General features: G+C 46.6%; 27 protein-coding genes. 24 read left to right on the top strand and 3 right to left on the bottom strand.

All coding sequences use genetic code 11. From position 1 onward, the window contains the following. The first annotated feature begins 34 nt into the window (after positions 1-34). Genes TOCE_RS04330 through pyk form a run of 3 tightly spaced genes read left to right on the top strand, consistent with a single transcriptional unit; the run spans position 35 to position 2970 of the window. Positions 35-229: a putative signal transducing protein gene (locus TOCE_RS04330; RefSeq protein WP_013275674.1), complete on the top strand. Its 195-nt coding sequence runs from the start codon at positions 35-37 to the stop codon at positions 227-229. Between the two features lie 14 nt (positions 230-243). Next, entirely contained in the window at positions 244-1203 is a 960-nt protein-coding gene (gene pfkA / locus TOCE_RS04335; RefSeq protein ID WP_013275675.1) for a 6-phosphofructokinase, read from the top strand. An 18-nt stretch (positions 1204-1221) separates the two neighbouring features. Beyond that, positions 1222-2970: a pyruvate kinase gene (gene pyk, locus TOCE_RS04340; RefSeq protein ID WP_041424078.1), complete on the top strand. Its 1749-nt coding sequence runs from the start codon at positions 1222-1224 to the stop codon at positions 2968-2970. 188 nt (positions 2971-3158) lie between these two features. Here the strand turns inward: pyk and TOCE_RS04345 are convergent, their stop codons facing one another. Then, entirely contained in the window at positions 3159-4307 is a 1149-nt protein-coding gene (locus tag TOCE_RS04345) for an integrase core domain-containing protein (RefSeq protein WP_013275677.1), read from the bottom strand. 659 nt (positions 4308-4966) lie between these two features. On the opposite strand from TOCE_RS04345, the gene ilvE reads away from it, so the two are divergent. The 17 genes from ilvE to dapB all read left to right on the top strand — a co-directional run bounded on the left by ilvE (position 4967) and on the right by dapB (position 19017). Beyond that, entirely contained in the window at positions 4967-5851 is an 885-nt protein-coding gene (ilvE, locus tag TOCE_RS04350; RefSeq protein WP_013275678.1) for a branched-chain-amino-acid transaminase, read from the top strand. Positions 5852-6037: 186 nt separating this feature from the next. Next, a complete protein-coding gene (locus tag TOCE_RS04355) occupies positions 6038-6520 on the top strand; it encodes an RNA polymerase sigma factor SigX (RefSeq protein ID WP_041423859.1) in 483 nt (160 codons plus the stop codon). A 3-nt stretch (positions 6521-6523) separates the two neighbouring features. Continuing rightward, positions 6524-7630, top strand: coding sequence for a DUF4367 domain-containing protein (locus TOCE_RS04360; protein ID WP_013275680.1), 1107 nt, complete (start codon positions 6524-6526; stop codon positions 7628-7630). 4 nt (positions 7631-7634) lie between these two features. Continuing rightward, positions 7635-8561 carry an ABC transporter ATP-binding protein gene (locus TOCE_RS04365; RefSeq protein ID WP_013275681.1) on the top strand — a complete coding sequence of 309 codons (927 nt, stop codon included), beginning with the start codon at positions 7635-7637 and terminating at the stop codon, positions 8559-8561. Then, a complete protein-coding gene (locus tag TOCE_RS04370) occupies positions 8533-9375 on the top strand; it encodes an ABC transporter permease (RefSeq protein WP_013275682.1) in 843 nt (280 codons plus the stop codon). Before TOCE_RS04365 ends, TOCE_RS04370 begins: the two co-directional genes overlap by 29 nt. Positions 9376-9488: 113 nt before the next feature. Then, positions 9489-10799 carry a L,D-transpeptidase family protein gene (locus TOCE_RS11645; RefSeq protein WP_013275683.1) on the top strand — a complete coding sequence of 437 codons (1311 nt, stop codon included), beginning with the start codon at positions 9489-9491 and terminating at the stop codon, positions 10797-10799. A 26-nt stretch (positions 10800-10825) separates the two neighbouring features. After that, positions 10826-11419: a nucleoside recognition domain-containing protein gene (locus tag TOCE_RS04380; RefSeq protein ID WP_013275684.1), complete on the top strand. Its 594-nt coding sequence runs from the start codon at positions 10826-10828 to the stop codon at positions 11417-11419. A 5-nt stretch (positions 11420-11424) separates the two neighbouring features. Further along, entirely contained in the window at positions 11425-11955 is a 531-nt protein-coding gene (locus TOCE_RS04385; protein ID WP_013275685.1) for a spore maturation protein, read from the top strand. A gap of 87 nt (positions 11956-12042) precedes the next feature. Further along, positions 12043-14682 carry a cation-translocating P-type ATPase gene (locus TOCE_RS04390; RefSeq protein ID WP_013275686.1) on the top strand — a complete coding sequence of 880 codons (2640 nt, stop codon included), beginning with the start codon at positions 12043-12045 and terminating at the stop codon, positions 14680-14682. A 90-nt stretch (positions 14683-14772) separates the two neighbouring features. Then, positions 14773-15081, top strand: coding sequence for a hypothetical protein (locus tag TOCE_RS04395; RefSeq protein WP_013275687.1), 309 nt, complete (start codon positions 14773-14775; stop codon positions 15079-15081). 19 nt (positions 15082-15100) lie between these two features. Further along, a complete protein-coding gene (locus tag TOCE_RS04400; protein WP_013275688.1) occupies positions 15101-15577 on the top strand; it encodes a macro domain-containing protein in 477 nt (158 codons plus the stop codon). Positions 15578-15688: 111 nt separating this feature from the next. Continuing rightward, a complete protein-coding gene (locus TOCE_RS04405) occupies positions 15689-15895 on the top strand; it encodes a hypothetical protein (protein ID WP_013275689.1) in 207 nt (68 codons plus the stop codon). A gap of 19 nt (positions 15896-15914) precedes the next feature. Then, on the top strand, positions 15915-16205 hold the full coding sequence (locus TOCE_RS04410; protein WP_013275690.1) for a hypothetical protein: 291 nt from the start codon (positions 15915-15917) through the stop codon (positions 16203-16205). Between the two features lie 139 nt (positions 16206-16344). Continuing rightward, positions 16345-16785, top strand: a complete 441-nt coding sequence (locus TOCE_RS04415; protein WP_013275691.1) for an OsmC family protein — start codon at positions 16345-16347, stop codon at positions 16783-16785. Positions 16786-16911: 126 nt separating this feature from the next. Further along, entirely contained in the window at positions 16912-17895 is a 984-nt protein-coding gene (locus TOCE_RS04420) for a biotin--[acetyl-CoA-carboxylase] ligase (RefSeq protein ID WP_013275692.1), read from the top strand. A 44-nt stretch (positions 17896-17939) separates the two neighbouring features. Further along, complete coding sequence (locus TOCE_RS04425; RefSeq protein ID WP_013275693.1) at positions 17940-18143, top strand: hypothetical protein; 204 nt, start codon at positions 17940-17942, stop codon at positions 18141-18143. 118 nt (positions 18144-18261) lie between these two features. After that, a complete protein-coding gene (gene dapB, locus TOCE_RS04430) occupies positions 18262-19017 on the top strand; it encodes a 4-hydroxy-tetrahydrodipicolinate reductase (RefSeq protein ID WP_013275694.1) in 756 nt (251 codons plus the stop codon). Here dapB and TOCE_RS04435 read toward each other — a convergent pair. Both TOCE_RS04435 and TOCE_RS04440 read right to left on the bottom strand, forming a co-directional pair. Further along, complete coding sequence (locus TOCE_RS04435) at positions 19014-19376, bottom strand: zinc ribbon domain-containing protein (RefSeq protein WP_013275695.1); 363 nt, start codon at positions 19374-19376, stop codon at positions 19014-19016. The two genes, dapB and TOCE_RS04435, sit on opposite strands and share 4 nt — an antisense overlap. A gap of 104 nt (positions 19377-19480) precedes the next feature. Beyond that, entirely contained in the window at positions 19481-20017 is a 537-nt protein-coding gene (locus tag TOCE_RS04440; protein WP_013275696.1) for a hypothetical protein, read from the bottom strand. Positions 20018-20318: 301 nt separating this feature from the next. Here TOCE_RS04440 and TOCE_RS04445 point away from each other — a divergent pair, with 301 nt between their 5' ends. The 4 genes from TOCE_RS04445 (at position 20319) to TOCE_RS04460 (ending at position 24937) form a co-directional block, all read left to right on the top strand. Beyond that, complete coding sequence (locus TOCE_RS04445) at positions 20319-21032, top strand: DNA alkylation repair protein (protein WP_013275697.1); 714 nt, start codon at positions 20319-20321, stop codon at positions 21030-21032. Between the two features lie 37 nt (positions 21033-21069). Then, complete coding sequence (locus tag TOCE_RS04450) at positions 21070-21864, top strand: sugar phosphate isomerase/epimerase family protein (RefSeq protein ID WP_013275698.1); 795 nt, start codon at positions 21070-21072, stop codon at positions 21862-21864. 81 nt (positions 21865-21945) lie between these two features. Continuing rightward, positions 21946-22434: an ADP-ribosylglycohydrolase family protein gene (locus TOCE_RS04455; RefSeq protein ID WP_013275699.1), complete on the top strand. Its 489-nt coding sequence runs from the start codon at positions 21946-21948 to the stop codon at positions 22432-22434. Between the two features lie 184 nt (positions 22435-22618). After that, a complete protein-coding gene (locus TOCE_RS04460) occupies positions 22619-24937 on the top strand; it encodes a DNA internalization-related competence protein ComEC/Rec2 (protein WP_013275700.1) in 2319 nt (772 codons plus the stop codon). The last annotated feature ends 44 nt before the right edge of the window (positions 24938-24981 follow it).

Consider the following 24981-nt stretch of genomic DNA (forward strand, 5'->3'; position numbering starts at 1 on the left):
TTAAATTACAATAAAATAAAAGGAGGCCCCGGAAGTGTGGACTGTAGTTTATATGGCAACCGATAGAGAATATGCTGAAAAAGTGGTAAATGCCCTGCAGAGCGAAGGGGTTCTTGTTAAAATGAAGGAAGTCATGAAGAGCAAAAAGCGAGGGTGCTATATAGAAATCCTAGTGCCGGAATCAGAAGCGGAAGAAGCTCAAAAAATAATTCTGGAAAAAAATCTGTAGAAGGGGAGAAGAACGTGAAGAGGATTGGAATTCTCACTAGTGGTGGAGATGCCCCCGGGATGAATGCCGCCATAAGGGCGGTGGTCAGAAGTGGCATATACAATGATATGGAGGTTTACGGCATTAGAAGAGGCTACGCTGGACTGATAAACGGCGATTTTGTAAAAATGGACCTGGGCTCGGTGGGCGATATAATACACCGCGGCGGTACCATTTTGAGGACCGCCCGTTCTGAAGAATTTAAAACTCCCGAAGGCATGGAAAAGGCGTTAAAAAACATCGAAGCCCTAGGCCTGGAAGGACTGGTCGTTATAGGCGGAGACGGCTCCTTTAGAGGGGCAATCGAACTATCCAAAAGAGGCGTGGCCACAATAGGCATTCCGGGTACCATCGACAACGACATCCCTTTTACCGATTATTCGATAGGTTTTGATACCGCCGTCAATACCGTGGTAGAAGCCGTAAACAAGATAAGGGATACGGCTACTTCCCATGAGAGGACTTTTATAATCGAGGTTATGGGCAGGGAATCCGGCAATCTCGCCCTGTATTCGGGCGTCGCCTGCGGTGCTGAAACCATTCTCGTCCCCGAAATGCCTTTTACGATAAAAGATGTTTGCGAGAAAATAATGAGCGGCTTCCGTAGGGGAAAACTGCACAGCATTATAATCCTGGCCGAAGGGGCCGGTCAAGGGTTCGATGTAGGGCGGGAGATAAAGAATATAACGGGTTTTGAGACCAGGATAATAGTCCTTGGGCACCTTCAGAGAGGAGGTACGCCAACAGCCTTTGACCGCATACTGGCCAGCCAGATGGGCGGTAAAGCTGTGGAACTTCTGAAAAGCGGTGTGAGCAACAAGATGGTGGGATGGGTTAAAGGAGAACTGCTGGTGACGGATCTGGAACAAATACTCACAACTAATAAACCGTTTAATATGGAACTATATGAACTGGCGAACATCCTCTCTATTTGAAGAGGGTAGGTGTTGAATATGCGAAAAACCAAGATAATATGCACTATCGGACCTGCCAGCGAAAAAAAAGAGATCGTGCGAGAATTGATTAAATCCGGAATGAATGTAGCGAGGCTCAACTTTTCTCACGGCAATCATGAGGAACACAGGGCCAGAATCTTGACTATTCGCCAGGTCGAAAAGGAGTTAGGTGCTACCGTTGCGATAATGCTCGACACAAAGGGTCCTGAGATTAGGCTGGGGACCTTTGCCGGAGGGAAGGTACGCCTTAAAAAGGGACAAGAATTTACCCTTACCACGTATCAGGTCGAGGGCGATGAGAACAGGGCTTTCGTGAATTTCGAAGACCTGCCCCGAGTGGTGGGGGACGGTGACAGGATTTTATTGGCCGACGGCCTCATCGAACTTAAAGTAAAAGAGGTAAAGGAAAAAGAAATCCTGTGCACCGTTATGAACGATGGAGATCTGAGCGATAAAAAGGGGGTTAACATCCCCGGGAAATCGATCCCCCTTCCGGCGGTAACCCAAAAGGACGTGCAAGATATACTGTTCGGCATTGAAATGGGAGTGGACTTTATAGCCGCTTCCTTTATAAGGAAGGCCTCCGACGTTATAGAGATAAGAAAAATCCTCGAGAACAACGGCGGCCAGGATATACAGATAATAGCCAAAATCGAAAGTCAAGAGGGAGTCCAGAACCTGGATGAGATAATTAAAGTCGCTGACGGCGTGATGGTCGCAAGGGGAGACCTGGGAGTAGAGATACCCGTCGAAGAGGTGCCCATCGTACAGAAAATGATCATCGAAAAGTGTAACCGGGCCGGTAAGCCGGTGATCACAGCCACCCAGATGCTGGAGTCGATGATAAGAAACCCCAGGCCAACCCGGGCAGAGACCACCGATGTGGCCAACGCAATCCTGGATGGCACCGATGCTATAATGCTGTCAGGAGAGACCGCTTCTGGCGATTTTCCGGTGGAGGCCGTCAGGATGATGGCTCGAATTGCCGAGAAGGTCGAAGAAACCATTTCCCTTGACATAACGGCATGCAAAAGGCAGACAAGTATAAGGACCGTCACTGATGCCATAAGCCATGCCACGTACACTATATCCAAGGATCTGGCAGCCAGTGCCATAATCACCTCTACAAAATCCGGATATACTGCCCGCATGGTGGCCAAGTTCAGACCACCCGTTCCCATAATAGCCGTTACGCCCAGGGAAAAAGTAACAAGGACACTACAGGTGGTGTGGGGCGTTATCCCCATAAAAATTAATGAGACCGAATCTACCGATGAGATGTTCAGGGAAGCCGTGAGCGGTGCATTAAATTCCGGGATTATAAAAAAGGGCGACCTGGTGGTTATCACCGCCGGGGTTCCTCTCTACGTCAGCGGCACGACAAACCTCATACGCGTCCAGGTGGTGGGTGACGTGATCCTCAAAGGTACAGGTATCGGGACAAAATCGGTACATGGAGTAGCATATGTGGCCAAAACCCTGAAGGAGGCGATGGCCATGCCAGCGGGTTCTATACTGGTAGTGAATTCCACGGATAAGGATTACATGCCAGCAATACAGAGAGCCTCAGCAATAGTTGCCGAAGAAGCAGGGCTTACATCCCATGCTGCCATCGTCGGTGTTGAACTCGGAATCCCGGTTATCGTAGGTGCCGAAGGGGCCACCGAAAGGCTGGTGACGGGCGAGGAAATCACGGTCGACTGCCAGAGGGGTCTGGTGTACAGGGGTATAGTTGACGTAAAGTAGGTGATACCTTCAAAGCAGCGATAAAACCTTAACACTTCAAATTTGAGCGATAGCCTCATAATGTCATTGGGTGGGATCCCTCCTTAATGGGTTTTTGGTTTGCCATATCCATAATACCCCGGGAATACCCACCCTTTGCAATGTCTTTTTTACTTAACGAAACTCTGGCTCATCTACAAAATTTTATGTCAGCTGTAATGTGCCATAGTTTCGTTCAATAGCTTTTTATTTCTGGGCAGGTTATCCCAGGGCAAAGAAGAGATGTCAAAAAGCAAAGAAGTGTAATTAGAAAGCTGATCCAAAACAACTACAGGCATAGAACCAATTGCAGGATGATAAAAGCAGCGATAAAACTTCAACGCCTCAACAGGAGTCATTCCATTCATGTTTTTGCCAAAATGCGGCCGCCTGTAGTTGAAATATAGTATCCAATTTTGAGCCATCTTTAGGAATGAAGTCCTTGAAGTTACTTTTTTCAAGTTTAAAGCGTAAAACTCCTCATCATCAGTGCGGTGAGAGCGTTCAACGAAGCAATTTGTTTCCTTATTCCTTTCCGGGATATTAAGCAAAGATACGTTCCAATGATCGAAAATAAGTTTTTGAATGAGTTTTCTTTTACGAGAGCCGGCACTGCCTCCGAACTCTGCTCCATTGTCTGTTTGAAAGAAGAGTTGATGTTTTACACCGAAGGCTCTAAGCCAGGCTGCCACAAGCAGCATGAAAGTCAACCCATTTTTAAAATCGAGAGAATCGGCATACGCAATAAAGCGCAACCTTGTTTTAATATCAATAGCAGTGAACTGAAAAGGAGGCAGCTTATTTTTGAAAATAGATGCATAAGCTTCGGGAGGCAAAGCCGATTGATCGGCGATATGTTTTGCATCGATCTGCCAGAGCTGCAAAGGTTCGAAGGCGGAGAAATCTGTAGCAAATCGGCGGGAGCCGGTAATCGTCTTGTGTTTACGGCAGTGTATACCGTAACGTCTTCTAATATTTCGAATAGTAAAAGGGGAAAGTTGAATATTGAAGGTATTTTTAATGAACAATGCCAGCCTTTTAGAGCCCAGATTAGTTTCTTTTGCCAGAGTAACGACCAAATTTTCGATGTGCTCCGGAGTTCTGTTAGGCATGCGGAATTTAGGTCCTCGTTTTTTGATACAGGCCGATATATCCCCATTAGAAAGCCTGAAACGCTCTCTTAATTTATACACCCATCTTGGAGTAACACCCAAGATTTTAGCGGTTTCTTTAACGGAATGAGACTCAAGTAAAGAGATAGTGATTTGAGCAACAGCCTGGGGATTACCCGAAGCTTTAAGTTTTTGGTATAATGTCATTGGGTGGGATCCCTCCTTAGTGGGTTTCTGTTGTTCCATATCCATAATACCCCAGGGATACCCACCCTTTTGCAATGTCTTTTTCACTTTAATAAAGTAGTGTGAACGAAACTGTGGCTCATCTACAAAATTTTATGTCAGCCCCCTTGACAACAGCAAAAAGCTGGTGTTAAAATACATATCAAATCCGAATAATTTTCCAGTCTAAAGCATAATTAGGAAGTGTACCTTAGGGTTCCGGCCATAAGGCGTCAGCGACCGAGCGGTACAATCCGGGGAAACCCGGAACACCGTGAGCATAAAAGGCTCCAGCGGCAAGTTCCTAAAAGAACTAACCGCTGTTTTTTTATAATCAAAAACCGCAAAAATGTGATGAAGGAGACGGAATTAATGATCACGGTCAAAGAGAGCCGGGGAAGGTGAAAGCCGGTACCGGATCATTGATTTCTAATCACTCCGGAACAGCCCGGGCGAAATTTGAGTAGTCCGGAGCCGCATCAAAGCGTTAAATGAACGAGGCCCGCCTTTAATGACGGTTCGGGTAAATCAGGGTGGTACCGCGTGGAAAACTCCCCTCGTCCCTGAGATATGACGTGTATCTCAGGGGCTGAGGGGATTAATTTTTTGATAAAAATAATAAAAATCAGGGGGTTTTAAAAATGAGTATCCAGGTTTACATCAACGGCAGTTATTTTCCGAAGGAGGAAGCAAAAATTTCGGTATTTGACCACGGCTTCCTTTACGGTGATGGAGTTTTTGAGGGCATACGGGCTTACGACGGTAGAGTATTCCGGTTAAGACAGCATATCGATAGACTTTACAGCGGAGCAAGAGCGATAATGCTCGATATACCGCTTTCCAAAGATGAAATGGTAGAGGTGGTACTGGAGACTCTGCGGCGGAATCGTTTAAGAGACGCGTATATCAGGCTGGTTGTCTCACGGGGGGAGGGGGACCTTGGGCTCGATCCCAGGAAATGCAGTAAACCCACCATCATATGCATAACGGATAAAATCGTGCTGTACCCTCAGAAAATGTACGAGGAAGGGCTCGAAATAATAACTGCGGCCACGCGCAGGAATACGCCGGAAGGCGTAAATCCCCAGGTGAAGACCCTGAATTATTTAAATAATATAATGGCGAAAATAGAGGCAAACCAGGCGGGAGTTATGGAAGCCCTTATGCTTAACACCGATGACTACGTGGCCGAATGTACAGGGGACAATATCTTCATAGTCAAAGACGGTGTCCTGATTACTCCGCCGACCTACTCCGGAATACTCATAGGTATTACAAGAAATGCTATAATCGAGCTGGCGCAAAAGCTCGGTATAAAGGTGGAGGAAAAACTTTTCACCCGTTACGAAGTATATGCGGCGGATGAATGCTTCCTAACCGGCACGGCCGCTGAAGCCATCCCTGTAGTGAAAGTCGACGGCAGGGTAATTGGCGACGGCAAGCCCGGAACAATAACACGGCGGCTCCTGGAAGCTTTTAAAGAACTGGTTAGGACCGACGGCGAAAAAATTTACCTCGAAGACTGAATCGGCGACCCGGCTTAAAATAGCCGGGTTTTTTGGTGGCTTTTTAAAAAATTGCCTTAAAGGATAAAGTACGATAAAAGTAGTTATATATGGAGAAGCGCTGGTAGAGTTAAGGTTTAATTGAACCCGTCACATTTTTTGCTTTTGCTGTGTCTATATATACGGAAGCCCGAGCTCGGGACGGGGGTGTTGTTTCTGGACTACGTAGAGGTGTTTACCAATTATTACAGTAAGGTATATAAACAGCTGCTATATATATTAAACGATCCTTTTCTTGCAGAAGACCTTGCGCAAGAGGTATTTTTGAAATTTTACCGGAATCCCCCCGAAAAAGAAGAATGTATAGGAGCGTGGCTTTTTCAGGTGGCAAAAAATGTGGCTTATAATCATATAAGAGGTGAAAACAACCGGATACATAGGGAGATAAAAGCCTGTCTTTTTAAGGGAACAGAAATGTATTCTCCATCATACGCGCAGGAAGAGCAGATCTACGTCCGGCAGGTGCTGAAGAGGATGGATGAAAGAGACAGGACCATATTGATCCTGAAACTTTCCGGTTACAGCTACGAGGAAATAGCAGGAGTTCTGGGAGTAAAAAAGACTTCGGTGGGTACTCTCATAGCTAGGGCTCAAAGGAGATTCAAAGAACTTTATGAAAAGGGGGTGTAACCTGTGTGTTATGATGAGGGAGTATTGCAGGCATTTATGGACGGTGAATTGAGTCGGGAAGAAGAAAATGAGATAAGAGTCCACCTGGAAACCTGTAAGACCTGTACACAACAGGTGGGTGAATTGAAGGCCCTAAACGATTTCGCCCGAAGCAAACTCGCCGTAGGCTTTAACCCCGGCGAGGAATATATCAAAAAGCGCTTTAAATACGTAATGATGAGGAAGGGAGTGTCGGATTTGGTGAGAAAGTACGGAAGAGCCATCGCCGGTTTTGCGGCGGCATTGCTGGTTTCGTCGACGCTATGGTTTGCTCCCGTCAGGGATGCGGCGGCGGATTTTCTGAGCATATTCAGGATATCGAAGGTCCAAGCTGTTAAAATCACTCTGGAAGACCTAGAGCACATTAAGCAACAGTTAAATGGAAGAGGGATAAGAGATATAGATCTAAAACAGTACGGTAGAGTTAAAGCCACTGGTGGTGGCTTTGAAGAAGTCAAACCTGAGGAGATAGGTTTACTTCCTGAGAAAGTTGGCTTTAATTTCAGGTCGCTGAAGGCTCCCGGAGGCTTTAAATTGGCTTCTGCTGCGCTGGAGAAACCCATGCGCATAGAAATTACTCCAAACGTGGCCAACATGAACAAGCTGATATCAACGCTGGGAGGCACCAAACTGTTGCCGGAGGAACTGGATGGAAAAACCTTCGTCATAAACACCAAAGGTACTGTACAGCAGTACTTTATCCAAAATACTGCTAAAAGTGAAGAATATAAATCCTTCTCTTTAACCCAGATGGGAGCTCCGAATATACAGGTTCCGGAGGGCGTGGACCTGGAGGCCGTCAGGCAGGCGGTGCTGGCGCTTCCTTTCCTGCCGGATAACCTGAGGGAGCAGCTTTACGGTATCGAGGACTGGAACACCACCGTACCGCTGCCCGTACCTGCAGAAGAAGTGGATACGGAAGAGATAATTGTTAACGGTAAACCCGGTCTTTTGATGAAAAAATCGTGGGGCTACAACGCCATTATATGGATCGACGGTGAGACGATTTTCAACATAGAGGGTAACCTGTCGCAGCAGGAATTACTTCAAATAGCAAGTCTTCTGAGGTGAAGCCATGGTCATAGAAACCTTTGGGCTTACAAAACAATACGGCGGAAAGGGCGGGTGCGTCGATATAAACCTAAAAGTCGAGCAAGGGGAAATCTTTGGATTCCTGGGGCCGAATGGTGCCGGCAAAAGTACACTGGTAAAAACTCTGGTGGGGCTTTTGCGCCCCACCTCCGGCACCGCCACCATCCTCGGGAGGCCCCTGGGGAATACAGAGGTGAAAGGTCGAATCGGCTACCTGCCCGAAAATTTCAGGTACCACGATTGGATGACTGGGCTTGAAGTTATGAGGTTTCACGCCGAGCTTTATAAAATGCCAAGGCCCGAGAGAAGAATAACAGAGCTGCTGGAACTTGTAAGGCTTGCCGGGCACGAGAAAAAAAGGGTGGCCGGTTACAGCAAGGGAATGCAGCAGCGGTTGGGACTTGCGGTAGCCCTTCTGCCGGACCCGGAGCTCGTATTTCTCGACGAGCCCACTTCGGCCCTTGATCCCGTCGGGAGGGTAGAGATACGCGAGATAATAAGGGAACTGAAGAGCCGCGGGAAAACTATTTTTTTAAACAGTCACCTCTTGAGCGAAGTGGAAATGGTGTGCGACAGAGTGGCAATAATCAACAAGGGTAGAATAATCACCCAGGGCAGTCTCAAAGATATGCTCTACTCGAGTTCGCATGTGGTGATAAGAACGGGAACTCCTGCGGCAGGACTCATCGAGGCTCTGTCGGTTGCTGCCGAAGAGATCGAACAGAGAGGTGAATTTATATCGCTGAAGGTGAAGCACAGGGAGGATATACCAACAATCGCCAGGATAATCGTGGAATCAGGGACACCCTTATACGAATTGAAGGTTGTCGGGGGATCTCTGGAGGAACTCTTTGTGAATTTGCTCCGGGGAGGGAAGACCGGTGATAACGGTAATGAAGTATTCGTTTAAAGAAATGTTAAATAAAAGGGCGCTGCTGCTAGTAATAGTTCTTACCCTGGTCTTCCTGACCCTTTACGGGTACGGGCTTAAGGAGGCGTATAAAGATTTGCCCCGGTCTCCCGTTATTGCGGTTACACTTTCTTCACAACTCATTTCCATAGGCCTTTATTTCGCCGGACTCATAATCGCTTTCCTGGTAGTTTTATCGTCGGTTGGGGCGCTGTCCGCCGATATCGAAAGCGGTGTAATGCAGGCGGTGCTGGTAAAACCGGTAAAGCGATGGGAAATAGTTGTGGGGAAATTCCTAGGGATAGGGGCTATGATCTCCCTTTACGGCATTGTCCTTTTCTTCGCTATAATCTTTTTAAATAAATTCTTTGGAGCCAGGATGATTTTTTCCCCTTCAAATCTTTTTTACAGCGCGCTTTTGTTCATTTTAAGTCCCATTATTCTGCTTTCGGTTTCTTTATGGGGAAGTTCCCGGATGTCGACACTCAATACGGGCATTATGGTGGTTATGCTTTACGGGTTTGCGCTAATCGGGGGTTGGATGGAGCAGATAGGGTATTTGCTCTCCCGCAACGGGGGGAGCGCCCAGGGGCTTATAAATGCGGGTATAATATCGAGCCTGATACTGCCCATCGATGTGCTGTACCGGAAGATGAACTCGCTCTTATTTACAACGGACGGATTGAGCTTCACGGTCAATAATATTTTGGGTGGAGGGTATGAGCCCAGCATCGCAATGATGATCTACTCAGCGGTCTACCCGATTTTCATGCTATGGATGGCCGTGAGGCGATTTTCTTTCAGGGATATCTAGAATAATAAAAAATGACGTTTAAAAGGATGCCTTATCCGGGCATCCTTTTTTACTTTTTCGGTCAAAATTCATTTTTTTTCGTCATAAAAATAGTTTAATAAGGGGGTGGGCTGGTGAAAGCGCGATATTACCTTTTGGTCGTAATGCTGGTAATCACCGTCTGGATCATGATATCCCGGTTAAACGGCGTTGTGATTGAACAGCTCAACGACACCGGGTTGGTCAGGATAACCGTAAATTTTTACGTGCCCGTAATACAGAGGGATGTGGAAGACAAAATTAACCTTGAGTCCGAAAGGCCGGGGATGGAGTTTTTAAAGACCATCCGCTGGATCGACGATAAAACTCTCGAGATATATGCTCTGGAAAAGGGACTTCCCCGGGGATTTAAGACAATGCTTTATATCGAGCCGCTGAAGACCGCGATACCCGGAATTTACAAGAGCGTGAAAGTTTATTACAGGGTAAATATACGACCATTTCTAACAGAGATTTCTTCACCGGTTCCCAGCAAAGGTCCCGTTATTTTGAGTTTCAGTACCCCGGTCAGCGGCGAGGAGCTTTCAAAATATCTCAGAGCCGATTTCGATTTTACCTTAAGGCCCTGCTACATACCGCTGGCAATAGAAAAACTATTCAGGGATAACAGCCGGTGGCAGGTGATCCCGCGGGAGCCTCTGGAACCCGGCAGGAGATACGGCATAAGATTTGACGGGGGCCGGAGCGGGATAACCGGCTTTAACAAGTGGTTCGAGGTGGCTGGAATTCCGAAAGTGGTATCTACTGCGCCCCGTGACGGCGAGAACGATGTTATGCCGTATACGGTTCTTACCGTCAACTTTGATCAGGAAATGCAAGAGGTCAGCATAAAAGTGAGCAATATGACCGGCGATGTAAGGGTGAACGGCAAAACTGCCGAGTTTAAGCCACATTCGGTTTTTATGCCGGGGAGAAGTTACGAAGTCACGGTTCAGGGTAAGTCTGTGTACGGTGAAAAGCTGAAACCCTATAATTTCAAATTTGTCACAAAGGATATGGGAGATAGATTATGGGTGGAGGTGAACCTGAGGAGCCTGCAGAAGGTAATGGTTTACAGGGGCGACAAAATAGTAAAGACGATGCTGGCTTCGGGGGGTAGGCCTGGACCCGAGACGGAGACACCGCTGGGGTACTTTACTATAAAAGACAGGGGAGTCCGTTTCTGGTCGGAGAGGTTCGGCCAAGGGGCATTTTACTGGGTGAGGATAAAAGACAATTATCTTTTTCATTCGATGCCCAGGGACAGGGACTGGAATCTCATCCGGGAAGAATACGAAAAGCTGGGTATACCTGCCAGCCACGGTTGTATAAGGTTAAAGGACGAAGATGCCAAGTGGTTTTACGAAAACATCCCGGAAGGCGCCCTCGTGATAATCCACGATTGATTAGATTTAAAAAAGGAGGTAGGCCGGTGAACGGGGTTTTTTCTTTTTTCATACTCGGAGGCATATTTGTGGCGGCTTTAAATGGAAAGCTTGACTCGATAACTCCCGCTGTCATGGCTTCGACAGAAAGCGCCGTTCAAAGGGCTATAAGCCTTATGGGTATTGTAAGCCTATGGCTGGGGGTGGCCCGGGTTGCGGAGGCCTCCGGCCTAATAGACCGGATGAGCCGGATTATAGCACCACTTTTCGCCTGGTTGTTTCCATCGATACCCAAGGGACATCCGGCTTTAGGCTGTATTTTGATGAACCTGAGCGCCAACATGTTGGGATTCGGCAATGCGGCCACTCCTTTCGGGCTCAAAGCAATGAAAGAACTGCAAAAACTCAACCGCCACCCCGATACGGCTACGGAAGCCATGTGCACCTTTCTTGCAATTAACACATCCGGCGTAACTCTGGTACCCGCCACAATAATTGCCCTTAGGGCTTCGGCAGGTTCCAAGAATCCGTCCGAGGTAGTAGGGACGATCCTTTTCGCCACCATATGTTCAACTCTTGCTGCAATTGCCCTAGATTACGTCATGAGAATTTTAAACAGGAAAAGAAGCTTTTGGGGGTGAACGGCGTGACGGGTGAAATGTCGGGGTTTTCGTGGGTCATCCCCTTTATAATTTCTGCGGTTTTTCTCCACGGGATCATCAGGAAGGTAAGGGTATTCGAAGTGTTCGTGGAAGGAGCTTGGGAAGGTATTTTAATGGCCATAAAGCTCATTCCTTACTTGATAGGCATATATGTAGCCATCGGCATATTTCGGGAGTCAGGAGCCGTCGACCTTATGGTAAAAGTCCTTTACCCAATGGTCTCCTTTTTCGAAGTTCCGGCTGACGCTCTTTTACTGTCTATAGTTAGAAGCCTCTCGGGACCGGCTGCACTGGGGATGATGCTGGAGACCTTCGATGCCCACGGTCCTGATTCCTTTATAGGAAGGCTTGCATCGACGCTGGTCGGTTCCAACGACACTACCTTTTACATAATAGCAGTTTACTTCGGTTCCGTGGGGATCAGAAAGACGAGGTATGCTATTCCCGTGGGACTGTTTGCGGATTTCGTCAGCTTTGTGGCATCGGTGTACATAGTCAGAAAGGTGTTCGGATAAAATGTTTACGCGATATTATTAAGACATAAACCCCAAGACTCGGGAATAAATTTTAAAGTGTATAAGTTACCTGATGGAGGGTGAAAAATGCTGGACTCTTTGGGCACAGATCTTAGCAGAGGTTTATCCAGTCGGGAAATACCTCTGAAGAAAAAACTATTCGGGGAAAATCAATTAAAGGAATTCAGGACAACTCCACCGCTTGCCATCTTCTTAAACCAGTTTAAGGACACGATAACCCTGGTGCTGTTGGGTGCCACTTTAATATCCGCTTATCTGGGGGAAATAGCCGATGCCGTAGCCATCACGGCAATAGTAATCTTAAACGGCATAATGGGTTTCGTCCAGGAGTACAGGACCGAAAAATCCCTCCAGGCCCTCAGGGAAATGACGGCGCCGACCGCCAGGGTTCTGAGAGATGGGAAAATCACGGTTATACCCGCCAGAGACGTGGTGCCCGGAGACGTAGTGATTCTGGAAAGCGGGGATATAGTACCGGCCGACGGAGAACTCTTCGAGGCGGAAAATCTCAAAATAGACGAGTCGGTGCTGACCGGGGAATCAGTGCCGGTGGAGAAGTCAGCGGAAAGCCGGGACCAGGAAGGTCTGAAAATTCATAGGTCCAACCTGGTATTTATGGGGACTATGGTAGTGAGCGGCCGGGGTAAAATGCTGGTGACCCAAATAGGTATGGGTACCGAAATGGGCAAAATCGCCGGAATGATAGAAGAGATAGAAGAGGAACAGACGCCCCTTCAAAAGCGCCTGGATCACCTGGGCAAACAGCTGGTGGTTATCTGCCTTGCTATATGCGTTATAGTCGCCCTGCTCGGGGTTATAAGAGGGGAAAACCTGTATGACATGTTCCTGTTCGGCGTGAGTCTTGCCGTAGCTGCGATTCCCGAGGGGCTCCCGGCCGTGGTGACCATGGTTCTCACGCTGGGCGTCCAGAGAATGGTTAAAAAGAATGTGCTCATCAGGAAGCTGACAGCTGTGGAGACTCTCGGATGCGCCACGGTCATCTGCAGCGACAAGACCGGTACTTTAACTGAAAACAAGATGACCGTTAGAAAAATATACGTTGATGACGGGATACTGACGGTTACGGGGAGCGGCTACAGGCTCGAAGGCGATTTTGTGACACAGGATGGCAGGCTGCTCCGGGACCTGCCGCACGGACTTAAAAAACTGCTCGAAATATCGGTTTCATGTAATAACGCGGAACTGACCGAACCCAAAGCGGGTCTTTTAGGAAAGTTTTTAAAATCCAGGGAAGTTATCCCTTCCGGTGACCCCACGGAAGCCGCACTGCTGGTGGCAGCGGCCAAGGCGAATATACTAAAGAGCGATGTGGAAAAAGCCTATCGAAGGATTAAAGAAATTCCCTTTGACTCCGAACGGAAATGCATGTCGGTACTCGTAAAGTCGAGGAGGGGAGAACTGTTCCTATTTACTAAAGGGGCCGTCGATGTAGTGCTCGGCTTATGCGATGGAATTGAGGTAAACGGAAAGCTAAAGGAAATTACCGATGCCGATAAAAAGAAAATCATAGAAATCAACGAGGATATGGGCAGAGAAGCTCTCAGGGTTCTCGCCTTTGCTTACAAAAAGGTGAATCTGGCGCAGACTTCAGATACTAACCTTGAGCGAAACCTGATATTTGTAGGTCTAATCGGCATGATCGACCCTCCAAGACCTGAAGCGAAAGTTGCTGTAGAAAAGTGTTTTTCGGCTGGTATAAGACCCGTGATGATCACCGGTGACCATCGGGCCACGGCCTTGGCAGTGGCGCGGGAGCTCAACATAACGAGCGAAGGGGGTAAAATTCTTACCGGGCAGGAGCTCGACGATATGTCCGAAACCGACTTTTTAAATTGCGTTGACGACGTTTCCGTATACGCCCGGGTGACCCCGAAGCATAAGCTCAGGATTGTGCGGGCTCTGAAGAAAAAAGGCCACGTGGTGGCGATGACCGGCGATGGAGTAAACGACGCCCCTGCGGTTAAGGAAGCCGATATAGGCATATCGATGGGCAGGAACGGTACCGATGTGACTAAGGAAGCTTCGGCCATGATCCTAATGGACGACAACTTCGCCAGCATCGTCGCTGCTGTGGAAGAAGGCCGCATAATCTACGATAACATCCGTAAATTCATACGTTATCTGCTCTCGTGCAATACCGGAGAAGTTCTGACAATGCTTTGGGCGTCGCTTCTTGGACTTCCCATACCCCTACTTCCCATACAGGTTCTCTGGATGAACCTTATGACCGATGGACTGCCGGCAATAGCCCTGGGTGCTGACCCGCCGGAGAAGGATGTCATGAGCCGCAAGCCGCGGCAAAAAAACGAGAGCATTTTTTCGAGGGGCATGGGGCGCAGGATATTTTACAGGGGATTTTTGATAAGCCTGGCTACCATAGCCGCATACCTGATATCCAATCATTACGGGCATGGGGATCTGTCGTTTGCCAGGACCGTTGCCTTCTGTACCCTGATAGTTTCCCAACTGATTTTTTCTTTCGAGTGCAGGTCGGAGAGCGCAGCCGTATGGGAACAGAATCCGTTCTCTAACCTGTACCTGACGCTGGCTGTCGTATGTTCGGCAGCGATGCTTTTCGGGGTTGTATACATACCAGAGCTGCAGGCTATATTCCGGACCGTACCCCTTAATGAGGAAGTGTGGCTATTGATCCTGGCCTTGGCTGGTTTAGGCGCTGTCTTATGAGTAAAATATAAATTTTTTTAGAAAATGAAAAGGAATTTTAAAATTTTTGTGGAAATTATATAGTAAAAGCGGCCAGGAGGTTGTTATAATATGATTAAAGATCTAGAGTTCAGCATAAATCTCTACACTGAAGGGGAGAAGTTCTTCGATGTCTTAAAAACCATTATAAGAGATTCGAAAAAGTCCCAATGGCCTCACGAAAGGGAAAGAGCGGTATATGCAAAGGAATTGTTTAAAAGAGCTCTTGACACTTTTGAGGAGGCCATTCTTGTTGCAGAGAACAAGGTGGAAGAAGGCCTCCATATCGAACAGGACCTTAAAATAATAAAAGAGCTGAAAGAGAAGCGCGACTACTGGAAAACAAAGCTGGAAGAGGTTGCCTGCGTTTCCCACAGTTAATCTGATCGGAGGTGGTAATGTGAAAGTCGTTATAGGGGATATAACCAAGGCCGAGGCGGATGTTATCGTAAATGCTGCCAACGGTTTGGGCCCGATGGGCGGAGGTGTCGCCCTCGCCATTAAAAAGGCCGGCGGCAAGGTCATAGAAGATGAGGCTATAAGAATCTGCAAGGAGACGGACCCGCGGCCGGGCGACGTTTACGTCACTACCGCCGGGGGCTTAAGAGCAAAATACATTTTTCATGCGGTTACGATGAAAAGACCTGCAGAGCCCTCCAGTGTAGAGATCGTTAGAAAATGCCTCCAATCGCTGCTTGAAAAGGCCAGGCAAATGGGAATAAAATCCATGGTTTTGCCGGCGTTGGCCACCGGTGTCGGAGGTGTTCCCAAAAAGGATGTAGCCCGGGTTTACAGAGAGATCCTGGGAGAAGTAAAGGATATAGACATAACGGTTATGGACATAAGCGGGGATTTCATCAAATATCTCGAAGGATAATTTTAAAAGACGCCTTTTTATATAAAGGGCCTCTTTTCTTATTAATCCCATTAATAGGGGTGTTTTCGATTGAGAATACTAAAATTGAAATAAGATTAAGGAGGAATTGGCATGACCGGACCCAGGAAAGATAAAAAAAATATCATCATAAAAAAACCCGTGCCTCCGATGGATAGGCTAAGATTCAGGGGCGAGCTTGTCGACGACGAAAGGCCGGAAAATTATGAGTTATCCGAGGAGTTCGAGCGGGAAAATCCTATGAAGACGCCGCCCAATAATCTTACCGTGAAGAACAGAGAAAAAAAGGAAAAAGAATGAAGCAGGAGGTTGTTTGCACGTGTTGAATTCTATAAGGGAGACCAGGGCGGTAAAAGATGGTCTGCACAACATAATCTTGGAAATTCCCGAAAAGGATTACCTGACCTTTTATGAAACCATCAGCGAGGAAAACGCTCATGATATCCTGAAACAGTACCTAAATTACCACCAGGACGATGCGGTTCCGAGCGATGTAAGAATCGAGCACAATAAAAACGCCCATACCGTAAACATTTATGCCAATCTCCATTATTTGGGCAACGAAAAGACAGAACCAAAGTATTATACGGACGATGCGATGGATGAGTAGTAGTGTGTAAAACGCCGGACACACGCCGGCGAAGAAATCTAAGATTTCACTGGAAAGTCCATTTATGGCAGGGCAGGTATTCCCTGCCGCTTATTAATCCTTATGCATTGAAATCAATTTTAAACTGGGAGGTATCATTATGGCAAAAGTGACCTTCAAAGCTAAAGCGGATTGGAAAGGCGGGTTGGTAGCCGAAGCAACCGCCAGGGGTTTTAAGGTTACCCTCGACGAACCCAAAGACCTCGGCGGAACCGATACTGCCATGAACCCCGTTGAGATGCTCCTTTGTTCTCTGGGGGGCTGCATGACCATCGCAGCCAGTGCTTTCGCGCCGATGTGCGGCGTAGAATTGAAGGGTTTTTCCGTGGAACTTGAGGGAGACCTGGATCCCGACGGATTTCTAGGGAAAAATCCGAATGTTAGAAAAGGCTTTTCCGAGATACGCTACAGGATGTACATAGTTTCCGATTCCCCGGAGGAAAACATAAAGAAACTGTACAAAATGATAGAAGAAAGGTGTCCTGTCAAGGATACCCTTCAGGGCGTACCCGTTAGCGGCGAAATGATAATTGAAAAATAATGTCGTGTAAACTGCCGGAGTATTATTCCGGCAGTTTTTCCTTTGCCATTGACGCAGAGACGTCCGGTAAATTAAACTATATATATAGCATAAATACCGGTTTGGTGAAAAGGTGGATTTTTGCTTATGATATCAAAGGACGGTTCTTTAAATGAGCTTTTATTACTGCTCCTTTCGAAAAAAGGCCAGTACGTGTCCGGGGAGGAAATCAGCGCGAGATTCGGAGTTAGCCGTACCGCTATTTGGAAGCAAGTAAACCATTTGAGACAGGTTGGGTACGAAATAGATTCTCTGCCGCGAGTCGGTTATTGCTTGAAAAAATCGCCGGACCTTCTTTTGCCGGAAGAGATTATAGCTAAAAGCAAGCTTACGTTTCTCGGCCGCAAGATTTATTATTACCCGGCAACGGCTTCTACCAACGAAGAAGCGAAAAAACTAGCGGGAGAGGGTGCACATCATGGTTCACTGGTTATAGCGGAAGAGCAGACCGGGGGAAAAGGGAGAATGGGAAGGGTGTGGCTTTCTCCTCCGCGGGTGGGCATATGGATGTCGATCATCCTCAGGCCCGTTATACAGCCCTACGAAGCCCCCAGAATCACCATGACGGGCGCTGTAGCTGCTGCAAAGGCCATTAGAGAAAGAACGGGGGTCACCTGCCATATAAAATGGCCTAATGACATACTGGTGGAGGGCAAAAAGGTTGCCGGCATTTTGACAGAAATGAGCGCCGATATAGACGGCATTAATTATGTCGTAATGGGCATTGGAATCAATGTTAACAACGACGACTTTCCCGGCGAATTAAAAGAAATCGCAACTTCGCTTAAAATTGCCAAAGGTGAGGCGCAAGACCGCTTGGATATTTTGACGGGATTTCTCTTCCGTTTCGAGGATTACTATAATTGCCTCGAGGCAGGAGAATTTAAAAAGATTCTTGAAGAGTGGAGGCTGCTTTGCTGTAACCTGGGCAGGAGGGTCCGGGTTGTAGGCAGGAACTTTACCGTAGAAGGGATTGCCCTGGACGTAGACGACGACGGCGCTCTCCTCGTCCGAAGCGAAAACGGCCGGGTGGAGAGAATTCTGAGCGGGGACGTTTCGCTTAGGGCATAAATCACCTCCCGGATGTCAAAAATAATAGTGGAGGTGTGTTAGTAGTGGATGACAGACAAAGGCAGATAGAAGAAATAGTGGATTTTGTAAGTCACCACAAAAATTCCCTTGCCAGCATCAATATCTGCGCCCGTGTGCTGGGAGATAAATTTGTGCGAGTCGACGATGAGGTAATACGAGAATTGAAGGTGAAACTCCCCAGAGCGGATGACGAAGAACTCGAATCTTTTTACTATATGATAAAATAAATTAGGAGAAAAAAGCTTTCCTTAACCAAGGAAGGCTTTTATTTTTTTGCAGGAACTTTTTGAACGACAATAGAATATACTAGAACTATGTATATTTTTTCTGTGAAGGAGGGTTTTTATGATTAAAATAATCCTTAACGGTGCCAGAGGTAAGATGGGGAGGACCATAGCGGAACTGGTTGAAAGAGAAGAGGACATGCAGATAGCGGCGGGAGTCGACACTGTGGCGGAATCAGGGAAGTTTCCCATATACGACAGCATAATCAAAATAGAGGAAAAGGCCGACGTGATCGTTGATTTTTCAAATCCCAGAGCACTGGAAAACTTATGCAGTTACGCCTCTTCCCGCAAAATTCCTATGGTAGTCGGAACTACCGGCTTTGAAGAATCGCATAAGAAAATGTTGGTTGAGGTTTCGAAGGATGTACCGGTGTTTGTGTCCCACAACATGTCTTTAGGCGTGTATGTTACCGTGATGCTTGCCAAGCAGGCCGCCAGAATCCTGGGCGATTTCGATGTAGAGATAGTGGAAAGGCACCACAACCAGAAAATCGACGCTCCCAGCGGCACAGCCCTCATGATAGCCGACGCTATAAAAGAGGTGAGAAATGAAGCCCATTACGTTTACTGCAGGGCTGACAGGAGGGAAAAGAGGGACAGAAACGAAATAGGCATTCATTCCATCCGAGCCGGCAATCTAGTAGGGGAGCACAGGGTGATTTTTGGAGGAGAAGATGAAACGATCGAAATAAGCCATCTAGTGACTTCCAGAAAGGTGCTGGCGGCAGGTGCCCTGAAAGCCGCGAGGTTTATAATAACCCAGGCACCCGGGTATTATACGATGGCAGATCTGGTAAAAAGCCTTGAAAGCTAATCGATTTTTCTTCCACAGTAAGGGCAGAAATTAAAGGAGGGATCGGCGTAACTTCCACAATCCGGGCAGTAATTGCCGTGGCCGAATACTTTATGCAGCCGGCTTGTATCTAAACTTGCTCCGGATTTTAGTTCCTCGGCATAATCCTTTTCTATAGCGTAAACGGCGGGACAGCACCTGTACTTTACAAAGTACCTCCTGTTCCACTGGAAGATGGGTATGAAAAAGAAATGAAAATAGGTAAAAACTTCTATTAATTCAGCCCTGGACAGCCTGCCGCACGATGGACAAATTACCGCATCGAATTCTTTGATAATTTTTTCCCTGTCTTGAATTCCGAAGATGCCAAAAAAGAACATAGTCTTCCTCCCCGCACCTTAATTGTCACAAATTTAATTATAATATACCCGTATTGCTTTCGCTATACAATTTTTTATTTTTGGTGATTGGTAGCCCTCAGGAGTTACCAGGCCCTTAGCCTCTTGCCGGCGCTATAAGCATACCTTCCTCTTATATAAACTTCCCATTGAGTTACTGCAATGAATACTCCGGTCTCTTGGTTTCCCCGGATCTTGGGGTAACTGTCACCTCTCGGCGCTATAACGGTGCCCGAAACCGCAGCTGAAAGTTTTTCAGCGAAGTTGCCGGCCAGGTTACAGCCAAACAGCATTATTTGCGGATTTGCAGAGAACAAGATCTCCCGTTTATCAATGAGCTCGGCCAGGTCGCTTATATATGCGGCGTTCGGGGTGTCGTTCGGGCCGGGCTCATCGTAAAAGCCGCTCCAGTTGGTCATGATAATCCCCCTCGGGTAAGAATGGCTGAAGACCTTCATGAGGTGTATAGGCCCAGAGGTTTTGGAAATTTCTGAAAGCATCTTCAAAAATTCCTTGCCGTTATGGGGTTTTATCACTATGTGGCCAGTTTTGAAAGCCCTGTAATCGAAAGCGCCTTCGTGGCCGTACCCTTGAGCAGAGACGGCGACAGCGACATTTGTCATTTTGGCTACCTCCCTGAAAAGGAGCTTTCTATATAATATTCGGCGGTTAAGATTTTGCGCCCCGCATTTTGCGCTTTTACCGCGACTTAATTTGACGACGGACTTCTGCTATGGTTTTCGGGCTTTACTTATGCAGAATCCATACCGTCCTTACCAGGATTTTAAGTGGATTTGGAAATTAATTCATAACTTAGCTTAAAAGGAGGACGGATGGTGGGAAAATAGTCCCTGTTTTACTGGCGGTGATAATCACCTATATGACAAATAGGGTTGAAAAACAGAAAAGAATGGAGTGAAGTATTTGAGCATTATTGACCAGATAAAAAAAGAGTTGAGTGAATACATCGATAATGAAAAGGCTGCCTTTCTGCCGCGATTTTTCCGTGCCTTTGAAGGAGGTTACGGGGAAGGAGATCGTTTTATAGGAGTTTCCGTACCTAACCAAAGGAAAGTTGCCAAAAGGTATTTTAATTCTATCGACATAAAAGATATTGAAAGATTGCTTAACGAACCGGTTCATGAGTATAGGCTCACCGCGCTTTTCATGCTGGTCTATAAATTCGAAAAGGCTAAAGATGAACGGGAAAGGGAAGAAATAGTAAATACATACCTCAGAAATATTAAGGCGGTTAATAACTGGGACCTGGTTGACTCCTCCGCACCGAAGATTTTAGGGCCCTATCTTTTTAATAAGGACAAGTCCATACTGTATGATATGGCCCGAACACCGGATTTGTGGAAACAAAGAATCGCCATAATGTCAACATTTTATTTCATAAAACAGGGCGAGTTTGATGATGCATTAAATGTTGCGCGGATATTATTGAACCACGAACATGACCTAGTACATAAGGCGGTAGGCTGGATGCTCAGGGAAATCGGGAATAGGAACTTTGATGTTGAATACGAATTTCTTAAGGAGAATTACAAAGTTATGCCCAGGACTATGCTGCGCTATGCCATAGAAAAGTTTGAACCGGAATTAAGGCAGCAGTTCTTGGAAGGACTTATATAATCTATATATCGCCCGAAACATTAAGTGAGGAGATAGCATGAAACAATACGGCATATTTGCATGGTTTGGATACCTGCTCCCGATGGAGACGCGGCTCCGCCTTATATCAGAGGCGGGCTTCGATTGCGTTATGCTGTGGTGGGGGGACGAATTCTACGATACGGATGGGGAAAAAACAGGACACGTTGATCTTGCGCGAAGGTACGGACTCAATGTTGTAAATGCCCACGCACCGTATGAGCATGCAGACTATCTTTGGGACGACGGCGTGAACGGTGACGCTTATGAAGCTTTGCTTTCCGAATGCATCAAGACCTGTGCGGCTTGTGAAATACCGACTCTAGTCATTCATCCAACAGGTGGCCCTTCTCCTTCGTTTCCGGTAGGAAATACGGGTATTCAAAGACTTTTACGGCTTTTGGAGGAAGCTTCACGATTGGGGGTTACACTAGCGCTTGAAAATTTGCAGCGGCCAGATTACCTTGAATACATTTTTTGTAACATTAGCTCTGATTATTTGGGCTTTTGCTATGATAGTGGTCATGCCTTTTTGGTATCCGGCGGACTTTCACTACTTGACAGATACGGACATCTGCTCAGAGCTCTTCACCTTCACGATAATGATGGATCGGAAGATCAGCATCTGGTGCCGGGTGAAGGGAACATCGATTGGGAAGACCTTAGGCTCCACTTGGATGCGGTAGGCTACAGCGGCCCAATTACGCTGGAGTGTTGCGCACCATGGCACCCCGATATAAAAGACGCCAGCTGCGAATCGCCAGAATCTTATCTGGCTCGTGCTCTTAAAGCGGCTAAAAAGCTTTTCCGGTGAAGCTCCTACCCTCTTTTCTGCATGCTATTCTATCCTTTCCTTGGTGTCCGGGTACAATTCCAAGAAAGGTGGTAAGTTTCTGTGAAAAGAACTAAAGAACATTTTAGAGGCTGCCTTTTGGGTGAAGCCACCGGTGATGCCTTAGGCCGGCCTGTTGAGTTTTTAAGACCAAATGAAATTAAGAAGGAATATGGAGAAAACGGTATAACTGACCTTATTACGGACATAAACGGCAAGGCAGGAATTACCGATGATACTCAAATAACTTTATTCACCGCAGAGGACTTACTGCGAGCCGAAACTAGAGGGAGGGAGAAGGGAATCTGCCACCTACATTCTGTAGTCTATCATGCGTACCTTCGGTGGCTTCAGACTCAAGGCTACCCCCAAGACTCCGAAAAGGACTTTATTTATGATGGGTTGTTGATAACTGTAAAGGAACTTTACGCAAGACGCGGGCCGGGGAGCACGTGCCTTTCCGCGTTATCAAGCGGCAGGATGGGGACGATTGAACAGCCGGTAAATAACAGCAAGGGCTGTGGCGGGGTTATGAGGGTGACCCCGATATGACTGTTTTGCCGCAGAGAAAAAGCGTTCAAGACTATTATAGAAAAAAGACTAATTTAAGAAGTATCGACAATCTACCTGAATAGTAAAAGTTGCTAAAATTTTAAACGAATGAAGGTCCGGGGTGATTGTCTTTCCCAATCCTAAATGGTAAAATTAACTAAATGACAGTTATGGAGGTCGGGCTATGTATCGCCCGTTCTTATTTGTCTTTTTATTCTTTGCTGCGGGCATTGTTGCTGGAGAATACATAAAAATTTTATGGCCCTTTGCTTTGGCGCTTATAGCAGGTTTTGGATTTTATTTTTTTGCACGGGATTTTCGAAAGACGGTTTTTCTGGGAATTATTGTATTTACTGCGGGGGCTTTATACCACAATTTCTGGTCTACCAATTTGGAAGGCACCATAGCAAATTATGCGGGAAATTATAGAACCGTAGTTGGCGTTGTGGTTTCGCCGCCGGAGGTTGATGAAACAAAAGTAACTTACGAAGTCAAGACTTTATATATTTTACAGGACGGTAAATACATTAAAGCTCCGGGCAAAATTCGTGTATCGGTAGCCCGTAAAGATTCAGCGGAATTATTGAATTACGGCGATGCGACGGAGTTTTCTGGGTTTCTTCGTATACCAACCAACTATGAAAATCCTGGTGGATTCGATTACAGGGCATATCTTGTGCAAAAGGGCATAACGGCTACGATGTTTTCCCGGGAAATGAAATATTTGGGCAGGGCTGATGTAAACCCGCTGGTAAAATCCGCTTTAGATTTTAGGGAAAGGATACAAAATTTTTACCGGCGCGCGCTTTCACCTAAACTAGCATCCCTGCTTTCGGGAATCGTGCTGGGTCTTAAAGGGGATATCCCGGAAGATGTTTTAAAAGCTTTTAGCGATGGAGGAGTTCTCCATGTCCTAACGGCTTCGGGATTGAACGTTGGCATAGTTTACGCCGCAGTGGAAGGGGTATTGAAATTTTTAAAGCTTTCCCCGAGGGCTTGTTTCTTTTTTGGCAACATCGCTGTTTTATTTTATTCGCTAATGGCGGGGATGTCGCCGCCGGTTTTGAGAGCGGCGGTAATGCTGGAAGTGGTTATGCTCGGAAGGTTGATCGGAAGGAAAAGCGATCCGCTAAACAGCCTCGGTTTTGCCGGTTTTCTGCTGCTTTTGGCAAACAGCTTCAATATTTTCTCGGCTAGCTTTCAACTTTCCTTTGCTGCGACATTAGGTATAATCTTATTTTTCAAGCCTTTACAGCGATTTTTCGTTTCAATTCCCGCTTTCTTCCGTGATTCCCTGGCAGTCCTCATATCCGCTCAATTGCTGCTTTTTCCTTTCTTAGCATATTATTTTCACAAAATATCCTTAGCAGGCTTTTTGTTAAACTTCATTATAGTGCCGCTGGCTGGAGCAGCCCTCTTAGGAGGATTTTTGACGGGTATCGTGAGTTTCCTTCCGTTTTTTGCTGTCCCGATTGTAAAAATAACCGGAGTGCTGGTCTTTTTGATGGATTGGGTAACGACCTTGGCGTCAAGGCTGCCTTTTGCTACCTTCTCGGTTCCTTCTTTAGGACCTCTTGCGGTCTTGGCATATTTTGCCCTGATTGCCGCGGTTTTTGCACCAGTGGAAGCCTTAGGGATAAAAAGAAGGCAAAAATTTGCCGTTATCGGCCTTTGTTTCTTAATCGTAGCGTGGAGCATATTTTGGGTCAAACCCGGCTTTGAAGTGACTTTTTTGGACGTTGGCCAGGGGGACTGCATTTTTATAAAAACAAAAGATGGGGGGACGGTCCTAATAGACGGAGGCGGGATGCCCGCGTACTATAAGGGCAGTTTTGACATCGGAGAAGATGTGGTTTTGCCGTATCTTTACGAGCAGGGTGTTCGAAAGCTGGATGTGGTGGTTTTCACCCATTTTGATTCCGACCACGCCGGAGGACTCTTATCAATAATTGAGGAAATGGATGTAAATGCGGTGGTAATCGGCCATCCGGATTATTCTGAGATTTACCGGAAGATGGTGGAGGTCGCGGCCAAAAAGAAAATACCGGTCCTTACGGTTTCAAGGGGTGATATCTTCCGTGTTGGGGAAGCGGTTTTTCACGTTTTAAACCCGAAAAAGCACGAGCTTTTTGAGGACGATAACGACAATTCGGTGGTGCTAAAAATGATCTATAGGGGATTCAGGTTTTTGTTTACCGGAGATCTCGGCTTTGAAGGGGAAAAGGATGTGATGGCCGAATGCGACGTAGAAGCAGATGTGCTTAAGATTGCCCACCACGGAAGTAACACTTCCACGTCACCAGAATTTTTAAATAAAGTAAACCCTGACTTTGCGGTGATCTCAGTGGGGAAAAATAACAGTTTTGGACATCCATCACCTAGAGTTATCGAACTTTTGGAAAAAAGTAAGATTAAAGTGTTTAGAACAGACATTCACGGAGCCATCAGCTTTAAAATAAGGGGAAATAACGTAAGGCTGTACACACAGAAAAAAATCAATTAATTTTCAAAAGACAAAAGACACTTTTAAACCATGGATAAGGATGT

This window comes from Thermosediminibacter oceani DSM 16646 (assembly GCF_000144645.1).
GTDB lineage: Bacteria > Bacillota > Thermosediminibacteria > Thermosediminibacterales > Thermosediminibacteraceae > Thermosediminibacter > Thermosediminibacter oceani.